Source organism: Micromonospora sp. NPDC051925 (assembly GCF_044548625.1).
Taxonomy (GTDB): Bacteria; Actinomycetota; Actinomycetes; order Mycobacteriales; family Micromonosporaceae; genus Micromonospora.
Genome location: NZ_JBIUCH010000003.1, coordinates 205,026 through 228,911, shown reverse-complemented (window position 1 = coordinate 228,911; position 23,886 = coordinate 205,026). Strand labels below are relative to the sequence as shown.

General features: G+C 71.3%; 20 protein-coding genes. 10 read left to right on the top strand and 10 right to left on the bottom strand.

The features are described 5' to 3' along the window. Nucleotides 1-549: 549 nt before the first annotated feature. Nucleotides 550-2,952, top strand: a complete 2,403-nt coding sequence (gene pcrA, locus ACIG87_RS05650; protein ID WP_396848516.1) for a DNA helicase PcrA — start codon at nucleotides 550-552, stop codon at nucleotides 2,950-2,952. A 112-nt stretch (nucleotides 2,953-3,064) separates the two neighbouring features. Here pcrA and ACIG87_RS05645 read toward each other — a convergent pair whose 3' ends face one another. Further along, nucleotides 3,065-3,826, bottom strand: a complete 762-nt coding sequence (locus tag ACIG87_RS05645; protein ID WP_396848745.1) for a M23 family metallopeptidase — start codon at nucleotides 3,824-3,826, stop codon at nucleotides 3,065-3,067. A 379-nt stretch (nucleotides 3,827-4,205) separates the two neighbouring features. After that, nucleotides 4,206-4,922: a M23 family metallopeptidase gene (locus ACIG87_RS05640; RefSeq protein WP_396848515.1), complete on the bottom strand. Its 717-nt coding sequence runs from the start codon at nucleotides 4,920-4,922 to the stop codon at nucleotides 4,206-4,208. A 385-nt stretch (nucleotides 4,923-5,307) separates the two neighbouring features. Between ACIG87_RS05640 and ACIG87_RS05635 the strand changes: the two genes are divergently transcribed. From ACIG87_RS05635 to sucD, 3 genes are all read left to right on the top strand, one after another. Then, entirely contained in the window at nucleotides 5,308-5,712 is a 405-nt protein-coding gene (locus tag ACIG87_RS05635) for a cobalamin B12-binding domain-containing protein (protein ID WP_396848513.1), read from the top strand. Between the two features lie 525 nt (nucleotides 5,713-6,237). Further along, a complete protein-coding gene (sucC, locus tag ACIG87_RS05630) occupies nucleotides 6,238-7,416 on the top strand; it encodes an ADP-forming succinate--CoA ligase subunit beta (protein ID WP_067312399.1) in 1,179 nt (392 codons plus the stop codon). 2 nt (nucleotides 7,417-7,418) lie between these two features. Beyond that, complete coding sequence (gene sucD, locus ACIG87_RS05625) at nucleotides 7,419-8,306, top strand: succinate--CoA ligase subunit alpha (protein WP_396848511.1); 888 nt, start codon at nucleotides 7,419-7,421, stop codon at nucleotides 8,304-8,306. Nucleotides 8,307-8,468: 162 nt separating this feature from the next. Here the strand turns inward: sucD and ACIG87_RS05620 are convergent, their stop codons facing one another. Further along, on the bottom strand, nucleotides 8,469-8,732 hold the full coding sequence (locus tag ACIG87_RS05620) for a DUF4190 domain-containing protein (RefSeq protein ID WP_396848510.1): 264 nt from the start codon (nucleotides 8,730-8,732) through the stop codon (nucleotides 8,469-8,471). A gap of 156 nt (nucleotides 8,733-8,888) precedes the next feature. On the opposite strand from ACIG87_RS05620, the gene ACIG87_RS05615 reads away from it, so the two are divergent. Next, the gene (locus ACIG87_RS05615; protein WP_396848508.1) at nucleotides 8,889-10,262 is read left to right on the top strand and encodes a DUF6350 family protein; all 1,374 of its coding nucleotides are present in this window, start codon (nucleotides 8,889-8,891) and stop codon (nucleotides 10,260-10,262) included. A 224-nt stretch (nucleotides 10,263-10,486) separates the two neighbouring features. Here ACIG87_RS05615 and ACIG87_RS05610 read toward each other — a convergent pair whose 3' ends face one another. Together ACIG87_RS05610 and ACIG87_RS05605 are read right to left on the bottom strand one after the other, a co-directional pair. Further along, the gene (locus tag ACIG87_RS05610; protein WP_396848506.1) at nucleotides 10,487-10,948 is read right to left on the bottom strand and encodes a DUF4190 domain-containing protein; all 462 of its coding nucleotides are present in this window, start codon (nucleotides 10,946-10,948) and stop codon (nucleotides 10,487-10,489) included. Nucleotides 10,949-10,974: 26 nt separating this feature from the next. Next, nucleotides 10,975-11,271, bottom strand: coding sequence for a CD225/dispanin family protein (locus ACIG87_RS05605; RefSeq protein WP_396848504.1), 297 nt, complete (start codon nucleotides 11,269-11,271; stop codon nucleotides 10,975-10,977). 185 nt (nucleotides 11,272-11,456) lie between these two features. Here ACIG87_RS05605 and purN point away from each other — a divergent pair, with 185 nt between their 5' ends. Together purN and purH are read left to right on the top strand one after the other, a co-directional pair. Further along, nucleotides 11,457-12,077 carry a phosphoribosylglycinamide formyltransferase gene (gene purN, locus ACIG87_RS05600; RefSeq protein WP_396848502.1) on the top strand — a complete coding sequence of 207 codons (621 nt, stop codon included), beginning with the start codon at nucleotides 11,457-11,459 and terminating at the stop codon, nucleotides 12,075-12,077. Then, nucleotides 12,074-13,645 carry a bifunctional phosphoribosylaminoimidazolecarboxamide formyltransferase/IMP cyclohydrolase gene (gene purH, locus ACIG87_RS05595; protein ID WP_396848501.1) on the top strand — a complete coding sequence of 524 codons (1,572 nt, stop codon included), beginning with the start codon at nucleotides 12,074-12,076 and terminating at the stop codon, nucleotides 13,643-13,645. Before purN ends, purH begins: the two co-directional genes overlap by 4 nt. Before the next feature lie 152 nt (nucleotides 13,646-13,797). Here the strand turns inward: purH and ACIG87_RS05590 are convergent, their stop codons facing one another. The 5 genes from ACIG87_RS05590 to ACIG87_RS05570 form a co-directional block, all read right to left on the bottom strand. Then, nucleotides 13,798-14,880 carry an ABC transporter ATP-binding protein gene (locus ACIG87_RS05590; RefSeq protein WP_396848499.1) on the bottom strand — a complete coding sequence of 361 codons (1,083 nt, stop codon included), beginning with the start codon at nucleotides 14,878-14,880 and terminating at the stop codon, nucleotides 13,798-13,800. Beyond that, on the bottom strand, nucleotides 14,864-15,901 hold the full coding sequence (locus ACIG87_RS05585; protein WP_396848497.1) for an ABC transporter ATP-binding protein: 1,038 nt from the start codon (nucleotides 15,899-15,901) through the stop codon (nucleotides 14,864-14,866). The genes ACIG87_RS05590 and ACIG87_RS05585 overlap by 17 nt, the downstream gene beginning before the upstream one ends. Nucleotides 15,902-16,084: 183 nt before the next feature. Beyond that, nucleotides 16,085-17,041 (bottom strand): ABC transporter permease, encoded by a 957-nt coding sequence (locus ACIG87_RS05580; protein WP_396848495.1) that lies wholly within the window; start codon nucleotides 17,039-17,041, stop codon nucleotides 16,085-16,087. 18 nt (nucleotides 17,042-17,059) lie between these two features. After that, complete coding sequence (locus tag ACIG87_RS05575) at nucleotides 17,060-17,998, bottom strand: ABC transporter permease (RefSeq protein ID WP_396848493.1); 939 nt, start codon at nucleotides 17,996-17,998, stop codon at nucleotides 17,060-17,062. Between the two features lie 85 nt (nucleotides 17,999-18,083). Further along, on the bottom strand, nucleotides 18,084-19,688 hold the full coding sequence (locus tag ACIG87_RS05570) for an ABC transporter substrate-binding protein (protein ID WP_396848492.1): 1,605 nt from the start codon (nucleotides 19,686-19,688) through the stop codon (nucleotides 18,084-18,086). Nucleotides 19,689-20,103: 415 nt separating this feature from the next. On the opposite strand from ACIG87_RS05570, the gene ACIG87_RS05565 reads away from it, so the two are divergent. The 3 genes from ACIG87_RS05565 (at nucleotide 20,104) to ACIG87_RS05555 (ending at nucleotide 23,606) form a co-directional block, all read left to right on the top strand. Further along, the gene (locus tag ACIG87_RS05565; RefSeq protein WP_396848490.1) at nucleotides 20,104-20,964 is read left to right on the top strand and encodes a bifunctional methylenetetrahydrofolate dehydrogenase/methenyltetrahydrofolate cyclohydrolase; all 861 of its coding nucleotides are present in this window, start codon (nucleotides 20,104-20,106) and stop codon (nucleotides 20,962-20,964) included. A gap of 153 nt (nucleotides 20,965-21,117) precedes the next feature. Further along, the gene (locus ACIG87_RS05560; RefSeq protein ID WP_396848488.1) at nucleotides 21,118-22,068 is read left to right on the top strand and encodes a malate dehydrogenase; all 951 of its coding nucleotides are present in this window, start codon (nucleotides 21,118-21,120) and stop codon (nucleotides 22,066-22,068) included. Nucleotides 22,069-22,388: 320 nt separating this feature from the next. Next, complete coding sequence (locus ACIG87_RS05555) at nucleotides 22,389-23,606, top strand: NADP-dependent isocitrate dehydrogenase (protein ID WP_396848487.1); 1,218 nt, start codon at nucleotides 22,389-22,391, stop codon at nucleotides 23,604-23,606. Nucleotides 23,607-23,886 lie beyond the last annotated feature (280 nt).

Here is a 23,886-nt window from a genome sequence, read left to right as displayed (position 1 = left end):
GCCCGTGCCTCGCCCGTGCCTCGCCCGTGCCTCGCCCGTGCCTCGCCCGTGCCTCGCCCGTGCCCCGCCTTGGTCCATGCCGTGGTCTGGGCGTCCCCGGCCATTGCCTGTGGTGGCGGTGGCCGGGTCATGGGTGCCTGTTCGGCGCGCTACAGAGCTGATGACGTCAACGACTCGCGGACCTCCGAGTGGCTGAATCGTTAGCGTCATCAGCTCCACAGCATCCGTACGTGCTTATCCAGCCCAACCCGATCCAGTGTTGCCTCCGACCCGCCCTCCGCCCCCCGCCTCCGGCCCCTGGCCCCCCGCCTCCGGCCCCTGGCCCCTGGCCCCTGGCCCCGGCCCCTGGCCCCGGCCCCTGGCCCCGGCCCCTGGCCCCGGCCCCGGCCTCAGGTCGCCGGGATCGGCCCGCGTAGTGGCTGGGCGGGGCGGTGGGCTCCGGGGCCCGGTGGCGAAGCCGGGTCCCGCGCGGGTGGCGGCGGGCGCGTACGTCCTCCCGGGCGTGCGTGGGCGGGAAGTGTCCGGCCGACGGCATAGACTCGCCGTGCGATGCATCCTCTCTTCGACATCCCCGCGTCCCCGCCCGCGTCCGAGCCCGCGTCGGTTCCACCGCGCCGGCCCGGCCCCGCCCCACGCCTCGACCCGCAGGCCCTGGTGGAGGGCCTGAACGGCCCTCAGCGGGACGCGGTCACCCACTCCGGCTCACCGCTGTTGATCGTGGCCGGGGCCGGCTCCGGCAAGACCCGGGTGCTCACCCACCGGATCGCCTACCTGCTCGCCGCGCGGGACGTCCACCCCGGCGAGATCATCGCGATCACCTTCACCAACAAGGCCGCCGGCGAGATGAAGGAGCGGGTGGCCCACCTGGTCGGCCCGCGCGCCCGGCTGATGTGGGTGTCGACGTTCCACTCCGCCTGCGTACGCATCCTGCGCGCCGAGCACGAGCACGCCGGCCTGAAGTCGACCTTCTCCATCTACGACGCCGACGACTCCCGCCGGTTGATGCAGATGGTCGCCCGTGAGCTGGATCTCGATCCGAAGCGCTACCCGGCCCGGGGGTTGGCCGCCCAGGTGTCCAACCTGAAGAACGAGCTGGTCGACCCGGAGGAGTTCGCCGGTCGGGCCAAGGGGCCCAACGAGCGGGCCCTGGCCGAGGCGTACACGCTCTACCAGCGGCGGCTGCGCGAGGCGCACGCGCTGGACTTCGATGACCTGATCATGACGACGGTGCACCTGCTCCAGTCGCACCCGCACGTCGCGGAGAGCTACCGCCGCCGGTTCCGGCACGTCCTGGTCGACGAGTACCAGGACACCAACCACGCGCAGTACACCCTGATCAAGGAGTTGGTCGCCGGCACCGAGGGGATCGCGCCGGCCGAGCTGTGTGTGGTCGGCGACGCCGACCAGTCGATCTACGCGTTCCGGGGTGCGACGATCCGCAACATCCTGGAGTTCGAGCGGGACTTCACCGACGCCCGGACGATCCTGCTGGAGCAGAACTACCGCTCCACCCAGACCATCCTCAACGCGGCCAACGCGGTGATCGACCGGAACACCTCCCGCAAGCCGAAGCGGCTGTGGAGCGACGCCGGGGCGGGCGAGCAGATCGTCGGCTATGTCGCCGACACCGAGCACGCCGAGGCGGACTGGGTGGGCCGGGAGGTCGACCGGCTGGTCGACGCGGGCGAGACCCGTCCCGCCGACATCGCCGTCTTCTACCGCACCAACGCCCAGTCCCGGGTCTTCGAGGAGGTGTTCATCCGGGTCGGCCTGCCGTACAAGGTGGTCGGTGGGGTGCGCTTCTACGAGCGCAAGGAGGTCCGTGACGCGCTGGCCTACCTGCGCGCGGTGGTCAACGACGACGACACGGTCAGCCTCCGTCGGGTGCTGAACACTCCGCGCCGGGGCATCGGCGACCGGGCCGAGGCGTGCGTCGAGGCGCTCTCCAGCCGCGACCGGATCTCCTTCGGCGCGGCCCTGCGCCGGGCCAAGGACGCGCCGGGCATCTCCACCCGGGCCGCCAACTCCATCGGCGAGTTCGTCGCGCTGCTCGACGCCGGCCGCGAACTGGCCGAGACCGGCACCCCGGAGGAGGTGCTGGAGGCGCTGCTCACCCGTTCGGGTTACCTGACCGAGCTGGAGGAGAGCCTCGACCCGCAGGACGCCGGCCGGGTCGACAACCTCCAGGAGTTGGTCAGCGTCGCCCGGGAGTACACCGAGCGGGTCGAGGCGCTGGGCGCCGAGGGGGAGCGGGCCACCCTGGCCGGTTTCCTGGAGCAGGTGGCGCTGGTCGCCGACGCCGACCAGATCCCCTCCGACGACCCGGACCATCAGGGCGTGGTCACCCTGATGACCCTGCACACCGCCAAGGGCCTGGAGTTCCCGGTGGTCTTCCTGACCGGCCTGGAGGACGGCGTCTTCCCGCACCTTCGTTCGCTGGGCGACACCCGTGAGCTGGAGGAGGAGCGCCGGCTGGCGTACGTGGGCATCACCCGGGCCCGGCAGCGGCTCTACCTGTCCCGGGCGGTCACCCGCTCGGCCTGGGGGCAGCCGTCCTACAACCCGCCGTCCCGGTTCCTGGAGGAGTTGCCGCCGGAGCTGGTCCGCTGGGAGCGCACCGAGGGGACGTACACCTCGTGGGCCGGTGGGGGCGGCGGCGTCGGGGGCCGCGCGGACCGCGCGCCCGGCGGGCGTGGCGGCTTCACCGGGGGTACGCCGAGGGCGGCCGAGCTGGCGAAGCGGCTCGGGGTGGACGCCAGTCGGCTGACCACCGCCAGCGAGCTGCCGCAGGGGCCGAAGGTGTCGGCCGGCGACCGGGTCAACCACCAGCGCTACGGACTGGGCCGGGTGCTCGCCGTGGAGGGGCACGGGCCGAGTGCCCGAGCGCAGATCGACTTCGGCGACCAGACCATGTGGCTGGTGCTGCGGCACGCCCCGCTCGACAAGCTCTGAGCCCTGCGCGACACGCGTCGCGTGCCGGCGAGGTCCCGGTCCGGCGACGTGCCGGACCGGGACCTTCGCCGTTGGCCGCTGCGCGCTCTCCGGCGCGGCGTTGCCGGATGGCTCAGCAGGCCACGTCGATGCCCCGGGCGCGCAGGAACGGCGCCGGGTCGATCTGGTTCCACATCTGCCCCTGGTGTACCTCGAAGTGCAGGTGCGGGCCGGTGGAGTCGCCGGTGGAACCCTCGTAGCCGATCACCTCGCCGACGGTGACCCGGTCGCCGACGGTGACCTTGAGGCTGCTCTGGTGCGCGTAGTGGGTCAGGTAGCCGTTGCCGTGGTCGATGAAGACCGAGTTGCCGTAGCCGTCCCCGACGTCGCCGGCCTTGACCACGGTGCCCGCGGCAGCGGCGTGGATCGGGGTGCCGGCCGGCAGGGCGAAGTCGATGCCGGCGTGCAGGGTGCCCCACCGCTGTCCGTAGCAGGAGGTGATCTCGGCACCCTGCATGGGGATCACCCAGGACGGCTTCGGCTTCGGCGTGACCGCCTTCTTGGCGGCGACCTTCGACTTCGTGGTCACCTTCGGCTTCGCGGCGGCCTTCTTCGTCGGGGTGGCCGACGGAGTCGGGCTGGCGGTGGTGGGGCTCGGCGCGGGGGTGGGGCTGGTCGGGACGGCCGACTCCCGGGCCGACCGGTCCGCGCGGGCGGCGGCCTCGGCGCGGGCCTGGGCGTCGAGCGAGACGGCTGCCGGCTCGGGAGCGTCGGCGCGGTCGAGGGCGATCGCGGAGACCCCGGCCAGGCCCAGGCCGACCAGCGCGACGGCGCCGACGACGAGGGCACGTCCGCCGCGACGGTGCCGCCGATGCCGGATCACGGCGGCCGGCATCCCTTCCCGCCGGGTGACGCTGGCGGTGCTGTCGTTCGGGGGAGTGGTGTCGTTCGGGGAAGTGCTGTCGTTTCGGGGAGTGCTGTCGTTCTGGTGGTAACTGTCTTCCTGCACGGCGGACCTTCACACACTCAGGGGACTCGGACCCGGACCATCCTGGGTGTCGAAGTGCGTCGGGGCGGGTACGGGTACCCGGGGGTAGCAACGGTCGTCCGGGGCGGCTGCCCGGCTATGTCCCGCTCGGGCCATGTCTGCCCCGTTATCGGATCATGGTCGGCTGTGCCGCGGGTCACACTGCGGAGTGTGACCCAGTAGACTTGGTCGCACGAGAAACCGCCCGGATCCGCAGATCCGGGCGGTCAACAGGCACTACCCAGCGTCAGGAGGCGGCTGCTTCGCTGTAGTACGCCTCGACTTGCAGCTTGATGTCCACTCCGCGCTCCTGGAGCCACGGCACCGGGTCGAGGGGCTGGCCCTTGACATGTACCTCCAGGTGCAGGTGCGAGCCGTACGAGTGGCCGGTGTTGCCGACCAGTCCGAGCTGGTCACCCGCCTTGACCTGCTGGCCCTCGTGCACGCTCACCGCGGAGGAGTGGCCGTAGATGGCCTCACTGCCGTCGGCGTGCTGCACGATCACCGCGTAGCCGTAGCCGCCGAACCAGCCGGCCTTGGTGACCGTGCCGGAGTGGATGGCCACGTACGGGGTGCCCTCCGGCGCGACCAGGTCGATGCCGGTGTGCAGCTTTCCCCAGCGCATCCCGTACGGGGAGTTGAAGTCGTAGCCCTGGAGGGGCAGCAGCCACGGATCCTGCTCGTTGGCGCCGGCCTCGGTGTCCCGGGCGTTGTCCCGGGTGGCCCGGTCGGCGGCGTCGGCACGCGCGGCGGCGTCCTGACTGGTGATCGAGGCTTGCTTCAGCTCGTCGAGAACCGACGGGCTGACGCTCTTGGCGTCCGGCATCGCTCCCGCGCCGAGCGCGACGATTCCGGCACCGACGAACGCGGTGGTGACGACCGCCGCGTAGCGGCTCCGCGGGGGGGTGGGTACGCGGCGGCGGCCGCGATATCTATCGGGCTCAGACGACAGGCGCTGGCGCACGCACACCCTCCGTTGTCGGGGATCCGATGCAACCTTCGGCCGTTCGGTGTAGCTGATCGAACGGTCGTCGGTCGCGTCATCACCCGTCCGTGGACCTGATGACAACCGTGGACACGTTAGCCCCCCACCGCTCCGGTCACAAGCGGAAGCGCCGAACCGGCGATTCCTTCTGTCCCTTTCCGTCCATCATTGTCATATCTCCAGACGCCGGACGGCTGTCCCCCTTCCTGCCCGTTCGTCGCGCACAGTGACCGTTCGGCGGAGGCGTCCGACTTCCGGGCGGGCGGCCGGGACGGTAGGGGTCCGGCCCGGGTTCTCCGACCCCGGCAGGTCGGGTTACCGTTCGTTCAGCTGGTAGCCGCGGAGCCGTGAAGGGTGTGCGCTGATGAGCTCTCGTATCCGGGTAGTCGTCGCGAAGCCGGGCCTCGACGGCCACGACCGGGGCGCCAAGGTGGTGGCGCGTGCCCTGCGTGACGCCGGTATGGAGGTCATCTACACCGGCCTGCACCAGACCCCGGAGCAGATCGTCGAGACCGCCATCCAGGAGGACGCCGACGCGGTCGGCCTCTCCGTGCTCTCGGGCGCGCACATGACGCTCTTCCGTCGGGTGCTGGAGCTGCTCGCCGACCGGGAGGCGCGGGACGTCGTCGTCTTCGGCGGCGGCATCATCCCCGACGCCGACATTCCCGAACTGGTGCAGCTCGGTGTGGCGAAGATCTTCACGCCGGGCGCGACCACCCAGTCGATCGTCGAGTGGGTTCGCGCCAACGTGGCCCAGCCGGTCGCCTGACGGGCCGGCGACGGTCCACCGTCACCCCTCCTGCGGGCCGGGGGTGTGCCGCGCCCCGTGCGTACGCCGACGGTGGTGTTCCGATCCCGGGACGCCGCCGTTTCGTCGTGGCGCGACCCCGGCGGCGGTGTCGCCCGAATCCGGGCAGGGTGAAGGGCCGGACGCACCCCTCACACGCCCGGCCCTTCTATGCACGATGCCCCGCCGCCACCCCTCGACCGACAGGGCATCGGCCGCTCCCGTCTTCGCGCTGACCAGCGCTCCGACATCAGACTCAACGACGCCCACACGGTGGGGTTACGCGCAACGCGGGACAACCTGTGGACCGTTCTGTGCCGTCGGCGAGTCGCCGACGGCGCGCTGTGCATTACCGCACACCGCGCACCCGCTCGGTTGCCGCTGGTGCCCACCTCGCTAGGCTGCGGCCAATGGCCTGTTTCAACTGATGACAGGCGTCAACGGAGTTTCCACAACGCTGGCGGCGGCGCGACGGCGCGCCGCGGAGACGGGACGGGACGCGCAATCGTGGACCTGTACGAGTACCAGGGGCGGGACCTGTTCGAGCGGCACGGCTTGCCTGTGCTAGCCGGCGGCGTCGCCACTACCCCGGAGGAGGCCCGCGCGATCGCCGAACGCCTCGGCGGTCGGGTGGTCGTCAAGGCACAGGTGAAGGTCGGTGGCCGAGGCAAGGCCGGCGGCGTCAAGCTGGCCGAGGGCGCCGACGAGACGGTGGCCAGGGCCACCGACATCCTCGGCATGGACATCAAGGGTCACACCGTCCACAAGGTCATGATCACGGTGACCGCGGACGTGGCCGAGGAGTACTACTTCTCGTACCTGCTCGACCGGGCGAACCGCACCTTCCTCTGCATCGCCAGCGTCGCCGGCGGCATGGACATCGAGCAGGTCGCCGCCGAGACCCCCGACAAGGTGGTCAAGGCCCCGATCGACGCGGTCGAGGGCGTGGACGAGGCGAAGGCCCGGGAGATCGTCGACGCGGCCGGTTTCCCGGCCGAGGTCGCCGACCAGGTCGTCTCGGTCGCGGTGGGGCTGTGGAAGGCGTTCGTCGCGGAGGACGCCACCCTGGTCGAGGTGAACCCGCTGGCCAAGACGGGCGACGGCACGCTGCTGCTGCTCGACGCCAAGATCACGCTGGACGAGAACGCCGGCTTCCGGCACCCGGACCACGAGGCCCTGGTCGACCAGGCCGCGGTGGACCCGCTGGAGCAGGCCGCCAAGGAGAAGGACCTCAACTACGTCAAGCTCGACGGCGAGGTCGGCATCATCGGCAACGGCGCCGGCCTGGTCATGTCCACCCTCGACGTGGTGGCCTACGCGGGCGAGCGGCACGGCAACGTCAAGCCGGCCAACTTCCTGGACATCGGCGGCGGCGCGAGCGCCGCGGTGATGGCCAACGGCCTGGAGATCGTGCTCTCCGACCCGTCGGTGCGCAGCGTCTTCGTCAACGTCTTCGGCGGCATCACCGCCTGCGACGAGGTCGCCAACGGCATCATCCAGGCGCTGGCCCTGCTGGAGGAGCGCGGCGAGAAGGTCACCAAGCCCCTCGTGGTCCGGCTCGACGGCAACAACGCGGAGGCCGGTCGGGCGATCCTCGACGGCGCCGAGAACCCGCTCGTGCAGCGGGTCGACACCATGGACGGCGCGGCCGAGCGGGCCGCCGAGCTGGCAGCTGCGGGGGTCTGACGATGGCGATCTGGCTGACCAAGGAGTCCAAGGTCATCGTGCAGGGGATGACCGGGTCCGAGGGTTCCAAGCACACCCGGCGGATGCTCGCCGCGGGCACCACCGTGGTCGGCGGCGTGAACCCGCGCAAGGCCGGCACCACCGTCGACTTCGACGGCACCGAGCTGCCGGTCTTCGCCTCCGTCGCGGACGCGATGAAGGCGACCGGGGCGGACGTCACGGTGATCTTCGTACCGCCGCAGTTCACCAAGGGCGCGGTGGTCGAGGCGATCGACGCGCAGATCCCGCTCGCCGTGGTGATCACCGAGGGCGTGCCGGTGCACGACACCGCCTCGTTCTGGGCGTACAACGTGGCCAAGGGCGGGCAGACCCGGATCATCGGGCCGAACTGCCCCGGCATCGCCTCGCCGGGCGCCTCCAACGCCGGGATCATCCCGGCCGACATCACCGGCTCCGGCCGGATCGGCCTGGTCAGCAAGAGCGGCACGCTGACCTACCAGATGATGTACGAGCTGCGCGACATCGGCTTCTCGACCTGCGTCGGCATCGGCGGTGACCCGATCATCGGGACCACCCACATCGACGCCCTCGCCGCGTTCGAGGCCGATCCGGACACCGACGCGATCGTGATGATCGGCGAGATCGGCGGCGACGCCGAGGAGCGGGCCGCCGACTTCATCAAGGCCAACGTCACCAAGCCGGTGGTCGGCTACATCGCCGGCTTCACCGCGCCCCCCGGTAAGACCATGGGGCACGCCGGCGCGATCATCTCCGGCTCGGCGGGCACCGCCGAGGCCAAGCAGCAGGCGCTGGAGGCGGTCGGCGTCAAGGTCGGCAAGACCCCGACCGAGACCGCCAAGCTGATGCGGGAGCTGATGTCCGGCCGCTGAGCCACCGGCTGAACCGCCCGAGCGGGCGGTTGCACCAGCCGCGCCGCCGGCTGCCCGTCGGCCGGGCAGCTGAGCTGCAACCGCCGGGCGGCTGACCTGCCGAGCCCGGCACGGACAGGCGACGGAACAACTGAGGGGGTCGACCGGAGACGGTCGGCCCCCTCAGTTGTTCCAGAGCGGGTACGTCCCGCTGGCCCGCCAGATCGCGGTGCCGATGAGGTTGATCACGCCGAACGCGATGGCCAGGTAGCCGAGGATCGGCGACTGGCCGTACCGCTTGGCGTCCCGGATCGACAGATAGCCGAAGACGATGCCCAGGATCCCGCAGCAGATCAGGCCGAGGACGATGCCGAGCACCCCCCAGAGCGTGGTGCGATCCCGCCCGGCCGCAGACGGCGGCGGGGGCGGTGGGTACGGAGCGTTCACGGCTTCCTCCGGACGATCGGTGCCGCGACTTCGGTCGCGTCCCTGCGCCGAGGCTAGACCGGATCGTCGCCCGGCGACGGTGGATCACGGAACTCGCCGGGGTCGGGCGGCCCCGGCGGGCAGCCGCCACCGGTCCGGCGTGCCAGAGTAGAGCCGATGTCCTCGACCACCCCTGATCAGCCACGCCGTCCCGCCGGTGTCCGCGCCGACGGTAGGCCGCCCGGTCGTGCCGGCGGCGCCCGGGTGCCCGCCCCCCGCCGGCCGGAGCAGTCCGGGCGCTCCCGCGCGCCGCTCCCGGTCGCCGCCGGGGTGGCCGCCGCCGGTGCCGCCCTCACCTCGTACCTGCCGGTGGCGTTGGTGCTCGGGTTGGCCCAGCTCAGTGAGGATGCCGGCTCGATGGTCGGTGCGCTGCGCGCCGGGCTGGCCGGTTGGCTGCTCGGCCACGGGGTGCCGCTACAGACCACCGCCGGTCCGCTCGGCCTCGTCCCGCTGGCGCTCTCCGCGCTCGCGTTCTGGCGGCTGTGCCGGGCCGGGGTGCACACCAGCCGGGCGGTCGGGGCGCGCGGCGGTCGGTCACCCCGGCAGGCGATCACCGTCGCCGTCGCGGTCGGCATCGGGTACGCCCTGTTCGGCGTCCTGGCCGCGCTCCTGGTCGACAGCGCCGGCCTGCGGGTCTCCCCGGTCCGGTCCGGGCTGACCCTGCTGTTCTTCGGCACGCTGGCCGCCCTGGTCGGGGCGGTACGCACCACCGGCGTGGCCGGCCTGCTCGTCGCCCGCGCGCCGACGGTGCTGCGTGACGGCGTCCGTACCGGCCTGGTCGCCGGCCTGCTGCTGCTCGGGGCGGGTGCCGGGGCCGCCGGGCTGGCGGTGGCGACCGGCGGGGGAGACGCCGCCGACCTGATCGGGGCCTACCGGACGGGGGTGGCCGGTCAGGCCGGCATCACCCTGATCAGCCTGGCCTACGCGCCGAACGCCACCGTCTGGTCGAGCGCCTACCTGCTCGGCCCCGGGTTCGCCGTCGGCACCGGCACGGCGGTGCGTACCAGTGAGGTCTCCGTCGGTTCGCTGCCGGCCGTACCGCTGCTCGCCGGCCTGCCCAGTGGCCCGGTCGACGGGCTCGGAGCGGCGCTGTTGGCGGTGCCGGTGCTGGCCGGCATGACGGCGGGCTGGCTGCTCGGCCGACGTCTGCTCCGCCCGGACGGCGACGACCGGGCCGGTCCGGGCTGGTCGGCTCTGCTCGGCCCGGCGGCGCTCGCCGGACCGGTGGTCGGCCTGGCCGTCGGGCTCGCCGCGGCGGCCTCCGGCGGTCCGCTCGGCGGCGGCCGGCTGGCCGAGATCGGCCCGGTGCCCTGGCAGGTGGCGGCGGTGGCGACCGGGGTGGTGATGGTCGGTGCGCTGCTCGGTGCTGCCACCGCGAAGGTCCTCGACCGTTCGTCGCCCGCGGCCCGCCCGCCGGTCGACCGGCCCCGGCCGCCCCTCGGCCGCCCCCGCCCGCCCCGAGACCGGCCGCCCCGTCCGGCACGCGACTGATCGCGTCCGCCCCCGCCCCCACCCGCGGCCTGGTGGAGGCACTTCCCAGGGGCATCAGGTCCGGCCGGACGGCGGTCGTGGTCGCACTGCCGGGACGTGGTCGCGGCCTGCTCCCGGTCGCGGCCTGTTTGCGGTCCCGGTCGCGGGCCGCCGGCGGCGAGGGAGGGCCCGTAACGGCGAGGGGCGCCCCGGACGGTGCCGGGACGCCCCTCGTGCCGTACCGGTCAGGGCGACGTGGGCAGCGTGAACTGGCCGATGAGGTTGAGGAGCAGCAGCAGGATGCCGAGCGTGACCGCGATCGCTCCGCAGACCAGGCCGGCGACGGCCTGACCGCCGTTGCCGGCCAGCCCCTGGTTCGCCTTCTGCCGGCCCAGCCAACCGGTGACGACCGCGCCGATACCGACCGGGATGCCCAGATAGATGCAGCAGACCAGCGGGATCGCCGCGATGCCGAGGATCATCGACAGCAGGCCGAGGGTGTTCTGCTGCCCCTGCGGCGACGGGTAGCCGGCCCCCGGGTAGGAGGCCGCCGCGCCGTACGGCTGCTGCGCGTACGGGTCCTTGTGAACGGGCTGCCCGTACGGGTCGTGGTGGACGGGCTGACCGTACGGCTGGCCCGAGGCGGGCTGCTGCCCGTACGGGTCGTGCGGGGGCTGCTGGCCGTACGGGTCCTGTCCGGGCTGCATCTCGGGTGCTCCTCAGTCGTTGGCCGTCAGTAGGTGCTCGTGTTGCTGCCGCCGACCGCCCCCATCACACCACCGAAGAGGCAGCAGAGCAGCACGATGACGAGCCAGACGGCGCCGATGATGAAGGCCAGCTTCGACCACTTCTTCGACTCCTTGGCGGCGGCCTCGGCACCCGCGTAGTCGCCCTGCTGGAGCAGCGGGTTGACCTTCGAGGCGTTGATGATGGCGGGGATCGCCAGCGGCCAGAAGAAGAAGATGGCCACGATCGACGGGGTCATGTTGTTGTTGATCTGCTGCGGGGGGTTGGGGTAGCCGGGCTGCATCGCGATGCTCCTTGTTTACGTTCGGCACGGTGTCCGTACCTGATCAGTCTGTGAAGGGTGCGGTGGCGGGCATGGCCCGGCCACCGGGCGACCGGCAGCGTATCGTGTCCGGGCGACACGAGTGCTCAGCCGAAACGTCGCTGCCCGAAGGATGGGCGTCCTGACCTGCCCGATAGGGTGGCCGCGTGCCCGAGCCCGCGTCCGTCGCCCGTCTCGTCGTCCTCGTCTCCGGCTCCGGCAGCAACCTCCAGGCGCTGCTGGACGCCGCCGCCGACCCCGGCTACGGGGCCCGGGTGGTGGCCGTCGGCGCCGACCGGGACGGCATCGTCGGGCTGGACCGGGCCGCCGCTGCCGGGGTGCCGACCTTCGTCGACCGGGTGAAGGACCACCCCACCCGCGCCGACTGGGACAAGGCGCTCACCGCGCACGTCGCCGAGCACCGGCCCGACCTGGTCATCTCCGCCGGCTTCCTGAAGCTGGTCGGGCCGCAGTTCCTGGCCGCCTTCGGCGACCGCTACCTGAACACGCACAACACCCTGCTGCCGGCGTTCCCCGGCATCCATGGCCCCCGCGACGCGCTCGCCTACGGCGTCAAGATCACCGGAGCCACCCTCTTCTTCGTCGACGCCGGGATGGACACCGGCCCGATCGTCGCGCAGGTCGCCGTGCCGGTCCGCGACGACGACGACGAGGAGACGCTCACCGAGCGCATCAAGGAAGCCGAGCGCCGCCAGCTCGTCGAGCAGGTCGGTCGCCTGGTCCGTGCAGGTTGGACGATCACCGGAAGAAAGGTCACGGTTCCGTGAGTGCCCCGCAGGACTCCCGCCGTCCGATCAGGCGGGCGCTGGTCAGCGTCTACGACAAGAGCGGTCTGGTCGAGCTGGCCCGCGCGTTGCACGAGGCCGGGGTGGAGATCGTCTCGACCGGTTCCACCGCGTCGACGATCTCCGGCGCGGGCGTGCCGGTGACCCCGGTCGAGCAGGTGACCGGCTTCCCCGAGATCCTCGACGGCCGGGTGAAGACCCTGCATCCCAAGATCCACGGCGGTCTCCTTGCCGATCTGCGCAAGGAGTCCCACGTCGCCCAGCTCGACTCGCACGGCATCGCCGGGATCGACGTCCTGGTCTCCAACCTGTACCCGTTCCAGGCCACCGTCGCCTCCGGCGCGTCGCCGGACGAGTGCGTCGAGCAGATCGACATCGGCGGGCCGGCGATGGTCCGGGCCGCCGCCAAGAACCACGCCTCGGTCGCTGTGGTGACCGACCCGGCCGCGTACCCGGCGCTGGTCGCCGCGCTTGTCGAGGGCGGGTTCACGCTGGCCCAGCGCCGGGCGCTCGCCGCCCGCGCCTTCGCCGACATCGCCGAGTACGACGTGGCGGTCGCCGACTGGTTCGCCACCTCGCTCGCCCCGGCCGCCGACGGCTGGCCGGACTTCGCCGGGCTGGCCCTGCGCCGGCAGGCGACGTTGCGCTACGGCGAGAACCCGCACCAGGGCGCCGCCGTCTACGCCGACCCGAGCAGCCCGGCCGGATTGGCCCAGGCCGAGCAGCTGCACGGCAAGGAGATGTCCTACAACAACTACGTCGACGCGGACGCCGCCTGGCGGGCCGCGAACGACTTCCCCGACCAGCCCGCCGTGGCGATCATCAAGCACGCCAACCCGTGCGGCATCGCCGTCGGCGCTGACGTGGCCGAGGCCCACCGCAAGGCGCACGCCTGCGACCCGGTCTCCGCCTTCGGTGGGGTCATCGCCGTCAACCGGCCGGTCTCCGTCGAGCTGGCCGGGCAGGTCGCGGAGATCTTCACCGAGGTGCTGGTGGCACCGGAGTTCGAGCCCGGCGCGGCGGAGATCCTCCAGGGCAAGAAGAACATCCGACTGCTGCGCGCCCCGGCCTTCCAGCCGCTGCCGGCCGAGTGGCGGCAGGTCACCGGCGGCATCCTGGTGCAGCAGCGGGATCGGATCGACGCCGAGGGCGACGACCCGGCGAACTGGCGACTGGCCACCGGCGAGGCGGCCGACGAGGCCACCCTGCGGGACCTGGCGCTGGCCTGGCGGGCGGTCCGCGCGGTGAAGAGCAACGCGATCCTGCTGGCCAAGGACGGTGCCTCGGTCGGCGTCGGGATGGGCCAGGTCAACCGGGTCGACTCGGCCCGGCTGGCGGTCAGCCGGGCCGGTGCCGACCGGGCCCGGGGGTCGGTCGCCGCCTCGGACGCCTTCTTCCCGTTCGCCGACGGTCCCCAGATCCTCATCGACGCCGGGGTGAAGGCGATCGTCCAGCCCGGCGGTTCCATCCGCGACGAGGACACCATCGCCGCCTGCAAGCAGGCCGGCGTGACCATGTACCTCACCGCCACCCGCCACTTCTTCCACTAACTCGGAAGTAGACCTACTTCCTCCCGATTGGAGCCGCTTCGTGTAGCGGAGCGGCCAGGACCGGCCCCACCCACCCCGCCCCACCCTCCCCTTGATCGTCCACGGCTGAGCGGCACTCGTCCCGGCGTGTCGAGTCGGTCAGACGTAGACGATCAAGGGGAGCCGGGTGGTGGCGCGGTGGGTGGCGACGAGTCGGGCGGTGGTGCGGTGGGTGGGGGGCGGAGCGCGGCGAAGTGGCAGGCGCTGGGGTGGGGGTCGGCGGGTCGGGGGACGGTCGGCGGGTCCTCGCGGGCGCAGAGATCCTCGGCCTTCCAGCAGCGGGTGCGGAAGTGGCAGCCGGACGGCGGGTCGGCCGGGCTGGGCACGTCGCCGGTCAGCCGGATGATGCTGGCGTCGTCGCGGGCGTCCGGGTCGGGCACCGGCACCGCCGAGAGCAGCGCCTGGGTGTACGGGTGGGTCGGTCGCTCGTAGATCTCCTCCTCGGTGCCGATCTCCACGATCCGACCCAGGTACATCACCGCGACCCGGTCCGAGATGTGCCGGACCACCGACAGGTCGTGCGCGATGAAGATGTACGACAGCCCGAACTCGTCCTGGAGCTGCCCCAGCAGGTTGATCACCTGTGCCTGGATCGAGACGTCCAGGGCGGAGACCGGCTCGTCGCAGACGATCACCTCGGGACGCAGGGCGAGCGCGCGGGCGATGCCGATGCGCTGCCGCTGGCCGCCGGAGAACTGGTGCGGGTACCGGTTGACGTGCTCGGGATTCAGCCCGACCACGTCCAGCAACTCCTGCACCCGGCCGCGTTTGCTGCCCTTCGGTGCGGCGTCCGGGTGGATGTCGAACGGCTCGCCGATGATGTCGCCGACCGTCATCCGCGGGTTCAGCGAGGTGTACGGGTCCTGCATCACCATCTGCATGTTGCGGCGCAGCCGGCGCAGCTCACCCCCGGAGGCGGACAGGAGGTCCCGGCCCTCCAGGGTGGCCCGGCCGGAGGTCGGCGTCTCCAGTCGCATCAGCAACCGGGCGAGGGTGGACTTGCCGCAGCCAGACTCGCCGACGATGCCGAGCGTCTCGCCCCGGCGCAGCGCGAAGCTGACCCCGTCGACGGCCCGCACCGCACCGATCTGCCGCCGGAAGACCACGCCCCGGGTGATCGGAAAGTGCTTGACCAGGTCGTCGACGGTGAGGATGGTCTCGCCCCGGACCTTGGCCGGGCTAGCGGGCGCGGTCATCGTGGACCTCCTGCGCGAAGTGGCACGCGCTGGTCCGGCCGTCGGCGAGGACCAGGTCGTCCGGCACCACGTCCACGCAGACCTGCTGCGCGTACGGGCACCGGGGGTGGAACGGGCAGCCGGTGGGGATCCGCATCAGGTTCGGCGGCAGTCCCCGGATCGTCGACAGCTCCCGGCCGCGCACGTCCAGGCGCGGAATCGAGGCCAACAACCCCTTGGTGTACGGGTGGGCCGGCGCACGGTACAGCGGGCGGACGTCGGCGTGTTCGACGATCCGGCCGGCGTACATGACCGCGATCCGGTCCGCGACGCCAGCCACCACCCCGAGGTCGTGGGTGATCAGGATCATGGCCATGTCGAGGTCGCGGCGCAGTCCGGCCAGCAGGTCCATGATCTGGGCCTGCACGGTGACGTCGAGGGCGGTGGTCGGCTCGTCGGCGATCAGCACCTTCGGGTTCATCGCCAGCGCCATCGCGATCATCACGCGTTGCCGCATGCCGCCGGAGAACTGGTGCGGGTAGTCCCCGAGCCGCCCCGCCGCCCCGGGGATCTTCACCAGGTCCATCAGCTCGACGGTCCGCCGGCGGGCGTCGGCGCGGGACATCCGGTCCCGTTGCCGCAGCGTCTCGCCGATCTGCCAGCCGACCGGGAAGACCGGGTTCAACGCCGACAACGCGTCCTGGAAGATGATGGCGATCTCCTTGCCGCGCACCTGCCGGCGCTGCTCCTCGGGCATCGTGAGCAGGTCGCGGCCCTGGTAGCGGATCTGGCCGGAACGGATCACCGCCGGTGGGGTGTCCAGGATGCCCATGATCGCCTGGGCGGTGACCGACTTGCCGGAGCCGGACTCGCCGAGCACGGCCAGCGTCTCGCCCGGGTCCAGGTGGTACGAGACTCCGTTGATCACCTTGGCCACCCCCTCGCCGGTGCGGAACTCGACGTACAGATCCCGTACCTCCAGCAGGTGACCGCCGGGCGGGGCGGGTGAGGCCGGCGTGGGCCGGACCGCGTACTCGGTCACCGGATCTGCCTTTCGTTCGCGATTGCGGGGCTCGCTGCGCTCACTCCTCGCGCTCGCGGTGCTGGTCTTTCGTTCGCGACTGTGGGGCTCGCTGCGCTCACTCCTCGCGCTCGCGGTGCTGGCTGTTCGCTCGCGACTGCGGGGCTCGCTGCGCTCACTCCTCGCGCTCGCATAGGGGGGACCTCACCGGAGCTTCGGGTCGAAGGCGTCGCGGATCGCGTCGCCCAGCATGATGAAGGCGAGCACGGTCAGGGCGAGGAAGACGGACGGGACGACCAGCGGGGTCGCCGACTCGCGCATGTGCACCCGCCCGGCGTCGATCTCGATGCCCCAGGAGATGGTCGGGGCCTTCAGGCCGATGCCGAGGAAGCTCAGCGTCGCCTCGGCGGCGATGAACGAACCGAGCGCGATGGTCAGCACCACGATCGCCGGAGCGAGCGCGTTGGGCAGGATGTGTCGCCACATGATCCGGCCGTCGCCCGCGCCGAGCATCCGGGCGGCGGCGACGTAGTCCTGCTCCTTGGCGGTGATCACCGAGGAGCGGACCACCCGGGCGGCGGTGGTCCAGCCGAGCACCGCCAACACGAAGATCACCGCGAACAGCCGGACGGTGTCGCTGCTGGTGCTGACCCGCTTGAGCAGCACGATCGCGGCGAGCAGCAGCGGGATGCCGAGCACGATGTCGATCACCCGGGAGAGCACCGCGTCGACCCAGCGGCCGAAGTAGCCGGCGACCATCCCGACCACCAGCGCGATGACGCCGGTTCCCAGCGCGGAGAGCGCGCCGACCAGCAGCGAGGCGCGGGCCCCGTAGACCGCGCGGGCGTACGTGTCGCAGCCCTGGAAGTCGTACCCGAAGATGGCCCCGCCGGACGCGGCGGCGTGCTGGCGGGAGAGCACACAGTCGCGCGGGTCGTTCGCGGTGAACAGCGACGGCACGGCGGCCATCGCGGCGACCAGCACGACCAGTACCAGGCTGACCCAGAAGACCGGCTTGCGGCGCAGGTCGCGCCAGGCGTCACCGGCCAGGCTGCGGGGCTTCTGCGGGACGCCCACCTGGTTGGGCGTCCCGGGCTCCCCGGAGACGCCCCGCCGCGCGGCCTGGTTCTCCGTCGCCGCCACCGTCTCGAAGTCGCTCATGCCGGCACCTCGCTGCGCTCACTCATAGCGGATCCTCGGATCGAGTACGGCGTACAGGACGTCCACCACCAGGTTGGCGACGAGGTAGACCACGACGAGCACGCTGACGATGCCCACCACGAGCGGGCCGTCCTCGGTGCGGATGCCGCGGAACAGGTTGAAGCCCACCCCGGGGATGTTGAACACGCCCTCGGTGATGATCGCGCCGCTCATCATGTTGCCCAGCTCGACGCCGAGGAAGGTGATCACGGGGATGAGCGAGTTGCGCAGCACGTGCACGCTGATGATCCGCCGTCGGACCAGGCCCTTCGAGCGGGCGGTGCGGACGTAGTCGGCGCGCAGGTTCTCGGCGACCGAGGTACGGGTCAGCCGCAGCGCGGTGGCCAGCGAGAGCGAACCGAGCACGATGCCGGGCAGCAGCAGGGCGAACAGGTCCGGGTCGGCGCCCGCGGTGGCTGGGAAGATCGGCCACCGGACGCCGAGCAGGTACTGGGCGAGCGGGGCCAGCACGATGGTGGGGATGCCCAGCACCAGCAGGGTCAGCACCAGCGTGGCGTTGTCGAAGATGCCGGCCCGGCGGATGCCGGCGAGCACCCCGGCGGTGACCCCGAACAGGATCGTCACGGCCATCGCGATCAGGGCCAGCTTGACGGTGACCGGCCAGGCGGCGGCGAGGACGTCCGCGATCGACCGGCCGGTCAGCGACTGGCCGAGGTCGCCCTGGAGCAGGTTCTTGAGGTAGTCGAGGTAACGGTAGAAGAATCCACCGACCCCGGTCCGGTCGAGGTGGAACTTCTCGGTCAGGTACGCCCGCTGGGCCGCGGTCACCGGCCGTTCGCCGGCCAGCGCCTGGATCGGGTCACCCTGGCCGGCGAACATCAGGGCGTACACGATCAGCGTGGTCCCGAAGAAGGCGAGGACCATCTGGAGCAGACGCCGCAGAACGAAGCGGAACATACTGTGCAGTCTTGCCGAAAACGGCCTAATGCGAGGCGGGTCGGGCCACCGTCCACCGATGACCCGACCCGCCCTGCGCGCGTGCCTAGCTGACGGCCTCGATCTTCAGCAGGTCGATCCGGTCGAAGAGGTCCATCTGGACGTTCTTCACCTTGGTCGAGTGCCCGAAGTTGTTCTGGCCGTAGCGCAGCGGGATCACCGGCATGTCCTTCGCCAGCAGGTCCTCCGCCGCCTGGTACTTCTCGATCGCCGCTTCCTCGTTCGGCGCCTTCGCGCCCTCGGCCAGCAGCTTGTCGAACTCGGGGTTGCTGTAGCCGTAGTAGTTCGAGGACCCGTTCGTGCTGTACAGCGGGCCGAGGTAGTTCTCCATGGACGGGTAGTCCATCACCCAACCCATCCGGAACAGGCCCACCGGCTGCTCCGCCTTGACCTTGGTCAGCAGGTCGGCGAACTTGGGCTCGGCGGTGCCGACGCACTCCACGCCCAGGTTGGCCTTGAGCTGGTTGCAGGTCGCGTCGATCCAGTCCTTGTGGCCGCCGTCGCCGTTGTACGACAGTTCGATCTTCTTCGGGCCGCCCGCGGCCTCGTACATCGACTTCGCCTTGGCCGGGTCGAACTCACCGGCTGCGCCGATGGTGTTCTCCCGGTAGCCCGCGACCACCGGCGAGACGAACGAGCGGGCCGGCTGCTGCGAGTCCTTGAAGATCGACTTGGTGATCTCGTCCCGGTCGATCGCCATCGAGATGGCCTTGCGGACCTCGGGGTCGCTGTACTCCTTCTGGGAGGTCGGGAAGGCCAGCACCTGGAGCGACGAGGCGGGGCTCTGCTGGAAGCGGTCACCGAGGTCGGTGGCGGCGGTGGACAGGTTCTCGGTCGGAATCGTCTTGATCACGTCGAGGTTGTCCGACAGCACGTCCGCGTACGCGGCGGTCGGCTGCTGGTAGATCCGGAACTCGACGCCGCCCACCTTCGGCTGCTCGCCGGGGAAGGCGTCGTACTTCTCCACCTCGACCTTGGCGTCGTGCTGCCAGGAGCCCTTCATCCTGAACGGGCCCTGCCCGATCGGAGCCTGCTCGTAGCCCTCGGCCAGCGCCCCCGGACCGGAGAACGCGGCCTTCGGCAGCGGGTAGAAGGCGGTGTAACCGAGCATCGACTTGAACTCGCTGTACGGCTCGGTCAGGGTGACCGTGAAGGTCAGGTCGTCGACCTTCTTCAGCCCCGACAGCCGCTCCGCGGCCGGCTGCTCACCCTGGAGGTCGGCGTACCCGGCGATCTTCTCGAAGAAGTAGCTGGAGTTCTGCCCGTTGGGGGCGTACGCGCCGTAGTTCCAGGCGTCGAGGTAGTTGTCGGCGGTGACCTTCTCGCCGTTGTGGAAGGTGTAGCCGTCCTTGAGCGTGATCGTCCAGACCTTGTTGTCGGACGACGTGACCGAGTCGGCGGCCACCTCGTACGGCTTGTTGGCCTCGTCGTAGTCGACCAGCGGGCTGAACAGGGCGGCGAGCACCTGCGAACCACTCGTCTCGTTGGTGTTGGTCGGCACCAGGTGCTGCGGCTCGGCGATCTCGATCCGCACGGCCGCGTTGGGGTCGGACTGCCCGGTCCCGCTGCCGCCGCCCGAGCCGCAGGCCGCCAGGCCCAGGGTCACCGCGAGCGGGAGGGCGGTCCAGGCGGCAAGCCTGCGCACACGCATGGGGTCTCCTCATCTCCATCACGTAGCGCAGCCGGACCCGGCGCTGGGTGACTCTGCGCAACGTTCGGCAACGGTAGGTCGAGGGAGGCCCGTCGACAACGGGAGGGTTGCGAACGGGTAACGGGTCACCCGCCACGGTCTTGTTGTCGATGGGCTCACCTGGTAATGGGATGCAAGAAGGTATGCTGCTCATTGGTGGTGCGGCGGCGGTTCTGCCGGGGTTGCCGTCCCAAGGTCGGCCACCCCGGGGTGTTGTGTGCCCCGCGTCCGGTCTGCGGCCGGGACTGCGCGACCGTCCGTCGGGGCGAGTGGTGCGATCCACACCTGATCACTCAGAGTGACTAACAGCACGTCACGGATCGTCACGGATCCCCGTCGCCGGCCCACCGTTCGCCGGCCATGAGACGATCTGGTCGTGACGGCGATCATCCTGGACGGCAAGGCGACCGCAGCCGAGATCAAGGACGAGCTGCGGGTACGGGTCAAGGCGTTGGCCGAGCGAGGTGTCACCCCCGGCCTGGGTACCGTCCTGGTCGGCGCGGACCCCGGCTCGGAGGCGTACGTCAACGGCAAGCACCGCGACTGCGCCGAGGTGGGCATCGCCTCGATCCGCCGGGAGCTGCCGGCCGACGCCAGCCAGCAGCAGCTCGACGACGTGCTCGCCGAGCTGAACGCCGACCCGGGCTGCCACGGCTACATCGTCCAGCTGCCGCTCCCGGCCCACCTGGACACCCAGCGGGCCCTGGAGATGATCGACCCCGGCAAGGACGCCGACGGTCTGCACCCGGTGAACCTGGGCCGGCTCGTGCTCGGCTACGACGGCCCGCTGCCCTGCACCCCGCGTGGCATCGTCGAGCTGCTCCGCCGGCACGACGTGCCGCTGCGCGGGGCCAACGTCGCTCTCGTCGGCCGGGGCAACACCGTCGGCCGCCCGCTCGGCCTGCTGCTCAACCGGCGCAGCGAGAACGCCACCGTCACCCTCTGCCACACCGGCACCCTGGACCTCGCCTCGCACACCCGGGCCGCCGACATCGTCATCGTCGCTGCCGGGGTGCCCGGCCTGCTCACCGCCGACATGGTCACCCCGGGCACCACCGTGGTGGACGTCGGCATCACCCGGGTGATCGGCGAGGACGGCAAGGGCCGCTACACCGGCGACGTGGACCCGGAGGTGGCGCAGGTCGCCGGTCGGCTGGTGCCGATGCCGGGCGGCGTCGGGCCGATGACCCGGGCCATGCTGCTCACCAACGTCGTCGAACGCGCCGAGCGCGGCTGACCCGCCCGCCGGATCTCGCGTAGCCGCCCGCCGGAAACGGGCGGTGGTGACGTTGGCCCCATCCCAGGGCTGGTCGCCGCCCCTGGCCCGGACGATGCCGGGATGACTGTTACGGTCAGGAAAACCGACTGGTAGCAGGGGAGTGGGACGACCATGGGTAAGAAGGTCACTGTCGTCGGGGCTGGCTTCTACGGCTCCACCACCGCACAGCGCCTGGCCGAGTACGACGTCTTCGACACCGTCGTGATCACCGACATCGTGGAGGGCAAGCCGGCGGGCCTCGCGCTGGACCTCAACCAGTCCCGCGCGGTCGAGGGCTTCGAGACCAAGGTCGTCGGTGCCACCACCGGCCCCAACGGCGAGGGCTACGAGGCCATCGAGGGCTCGGACGTCGTCGTGATCACCGCCGGTCTGCCCCGCAAGCCGGGCATGAGCCGGATGGACCTGCTGGAGACCAACGCCAAGATCGTGCGGCAGGTGGCCGAGAACGTCGCCAAGTACGCCCCGAACGCCGTCGTCATCGTGGTGTCCAACCCGCTCGACGAGATGACCGCGCTGGCCCAGCTCGCCACCCAGTTCCCCAAGAACCGGGTGCTCGGCCAGGCCGGCATGCTGGACACCGCCCGGTTCACCAACTTCGTCGCCGAGGCCCTCGAGGTACCGGTGAAGTCGGTGAAGACGCTGACCCTCGGCTCGCACGGCGACACGATGGTCCCGGTGCCGTCCAAGAGCACCGTCAACGGCAAGCCGCTGCGTGACGCGATGCCGGCCGAGCAGATCGAGGAGCTGGTCGTCAAGACCCGCAACGGCGGTGCCGAGGTCGTCGCGCTGCTCAAGACCGGTTCGGCGTACTACGCCCCGTCGGCTGCCGCCGCCCGGATGGCCAGGGCCGTGGCCGAGGACTCCGGCGCGGTCATGCCGGTCTGCGCCTGGGTCGACGGCGAGTTCGGCATCTCCGGCGTCTACCTGGGCGTCGAGGCCGAGATCGGCGCCGAGGGCGTCAAGCGGGTCGTCGAGACCGACCTGGACGCCGACGAGTTGGCCAGCCTCAAGGAGGCCGCCGAGGCCGTCCGCGCCAAGCAGGCCGACGTCGCCAGCATGTGACCTGAACGACCCGCGAAGGGGCACGCCGGCACCCGCCGCCGTGCCCCTTCGCATACCCCCACCTGCCCCACCTGCCCCGCCCCGCCAGGTTGATCAAGAAGTTTATGTCACCCGCGGCGTGGCAGATGACGCAAACCTATTGATCAACCTGACGGGGCGGGTGCGGGGTGGGGGGTGGGGGATTCTGGGCGTTGGGTGGTGATTTTCTGGGCGGCTGGGGCAGTTGGAGGTGGCCGACCGAGGCCGGCTGGGGATCGCCGACCGGTTTCCAGTACGCTCGTACTGCTAGAGCACGTGTCCCCCGAGAGGAGCGCCGGCCGATGGCGAAGATCAAGGTAAACAACCCGGTCGTGGAGCTCGACGGCGACGAGATGACCCGGATCATCTGGAAGCAGATCCGGGAGCAGCTGATCCTGCCCTACCTCGACGTCGACCTGCACTACTACGACCTGTCGATCCAGCACCGGGACGCCACCGACGACCAGGTGACCGTCGACGCCGCCAACGCCATCAAGGAGCACGGCGTCGGCGTCAAGTGCGCGACCATCACCCCGGACGAGGCCCGGGTGGAGGAGTTCGGCCTCAAGAAGATGTGGCGGTCGCCGAACGGCACCATCCGCAACATTCTCGGCGGCGTCGTCTTCCGCGAGCCGATCATCATGTCCAACGTGCCCCGGCTGGTGCCCGGCTGGACCAAGCCGATCATCATCGGCCGGCACGCCCACGGTGACCAGTACAAGGCCACCGACTTCGTGGTACCCGGACCGGGCACGGTGACCATCACCTACACCCCGGCCGACGGTGGCGCCCCGATGGAGATGGAGGTCGCCAACTTCCCCGGCGGCGGCATCGCGATGGGCATGTACAACTACGACGAGTCGATCCGGGACTTCGCCCGTGCCTCGTTCCGGTACGGCCTGGACCGCAACTACCCGGTCTACCTGTCCACCAAGAACACCATCCTCAAGGCGTACGACGGTCGGTTCAAGGACCTCTTCGCCGAGGTGTTCGAGAACGAGTTCGCCGCCGAGTTCGCCGCCGCCGGCATCACCTACGAGCACCGGCTCATCGACGACATGGTCGCCGCCGCGCTCAAGTGGGAGGGCGGCTACGTCTGGGCCTGCAAGAACTACGACGGTGACGTGCAGTCCGACACCGTCGCGCAGGGCTTCGGCTCGCTCGGCCTGATGACCTCCGTGCTGCTCTCCCCGGACGGTCGTACCGTCGAGGCGGAGGCCGCGCACGGCACGGTCACCCGGCACTACCGGCAGTACCAGAAGGGCGAGAAGACCTCGACCAACCCGATCGCCTCGATCTACGCCTGGACCCGGGGCCTGGCCCACCGGGGCAAGCTGGACGGCACCCCGGCGGTCACCGAGTTCGCCGACACCCTGGAGCAGGTCATCGTCGACACCGTCGAGGCCGGCCAGATGACCAAGGACCTTTCGCTGCTCATCTCGCGGGACGCCCCGTGGCTGACCACCGACGAGTTCATGAACGCGCTCGACGAGAACCTGGCGCGCAAGCTCGGCGCCTGACCTCTCACCCGCACCCCACGGAACCCGTCGGCGGACTGCCGGCGGGTTCCGGCGTGCTCGGGGATGGCACGCGTCGGCGGACTGCCGCCGGGTTCCGTCGTGCCGGGGATGACACGCGTCCCGGGTGGGCCGTCCCGGGCCGGCACAGGGCCCCGCCCGGGGGTGCCACCCGTCCGGGTGACGGAGGCGTCACCGGCCCGGAAACAGATCGTTGAGCTGGGTGGACGTGGTGCCAGTCGCGTCCAGGAAGGTTGACGTCGGTCGCCGCACGGCACCAGCG

Excerpts from the sequence above, each read along its gene's own strand:
- ACIG87_RS05570 (WP_396848492.1), bottom strand. The coding sequence starts at position 19,688 with ATGCGTGTGCGCAGGCTTGCCGCCTGGACCGCCCTCCCGCTCGCGGTG.
- ACIG87_RS05605 (WP_396848504.1), bottom strand. The coding sequence starts at position 11,271 with ATGCAGCCCGGCTACCCCAACCCCCCGCAGCAGATCAACAACAACATG.
- pcrA (WP_396848516.1), top strand. The coding sequence starts at position 550 with ATGCATCCTCTCTTCGACATCCCCGCGTCCCCGCCCGCGTCCGAGCCC.
- ACIG87_RS05575 (WP_396848493.1), bottom strand. The coding sequence starts at position 17,998 with ATGTTCCGCTTCGTTCTGCGGCGTCTGCTCCAGATGGTCCTCGCCTTC.
- ACIG87_RS05635 (WP_396848513.1), top strand. The coding sequence starts at position 5,308 with ATGAGCTCTCGTATCCGGGTAGTCGTCGCGAAGCCGGGCCTCGACGGC.
- ACIG87_RS05555 (WP_396848487.1), top strand. The coding sequence starts at position 22,389 with ATGGCGAAGATCAAGGTAAACAACCCGGTCGTGGAGCTCGACGGCGAC.
- ACIG87_RS05560 (WP_396848488.1), top strand. The coding sequence starts at position 21,118 with ATGGGTAAGAAGGTCACTGTCGTCGGGGCTGGCTTCTACGGCTCCACC.
- ACIG87_RS05590 (WP_396848499.1), bottom strand. The coding sequence starts at position 14,880 with ATGACCGCGCCCGCTAGCCCGGCCAAGGTCCGGGGCGAGACCATCCTC.
- sucD (WP_396848511.1), top strand. The coding sequence starts at position 7,419 with ATGGCGATCTGGCTGACCAAGGAGTCCAAGGTCATCGTGCAGGGGATG.
- ACIG87_RS05645 (WP_396848745.1), bottom strand. The coding sequence starts at position 3,826 with ATGCCGGCCGCCGTGATCCGGCATCGGCGGCACCGTCGCGGCGGACGT.
- ACIG87_RS05610 (WP_396848506.1), bottom strand. The coding sequence starts at position 10,948 with ATGCAGCCCGGACAGGACCCGTACGGCCAGCAGCCCCCGCACGACCCG.
- ACIG87_RS05615 (WP_396848508.1), top strand. The coding sequence starts at position 8,889 with ATGTCCTCGACCACCCCTGATCAGCCACGCCGTCCCGCCGGTGTCCGC.
- ACIG87_RS05580 (WP_396848495.1), bottom strand. The coding sequence starts at position 17,041 with ATGAGCGACTTCGAGACGGTGGCGGCGACGGAGAACCAGGCCGCGCGG.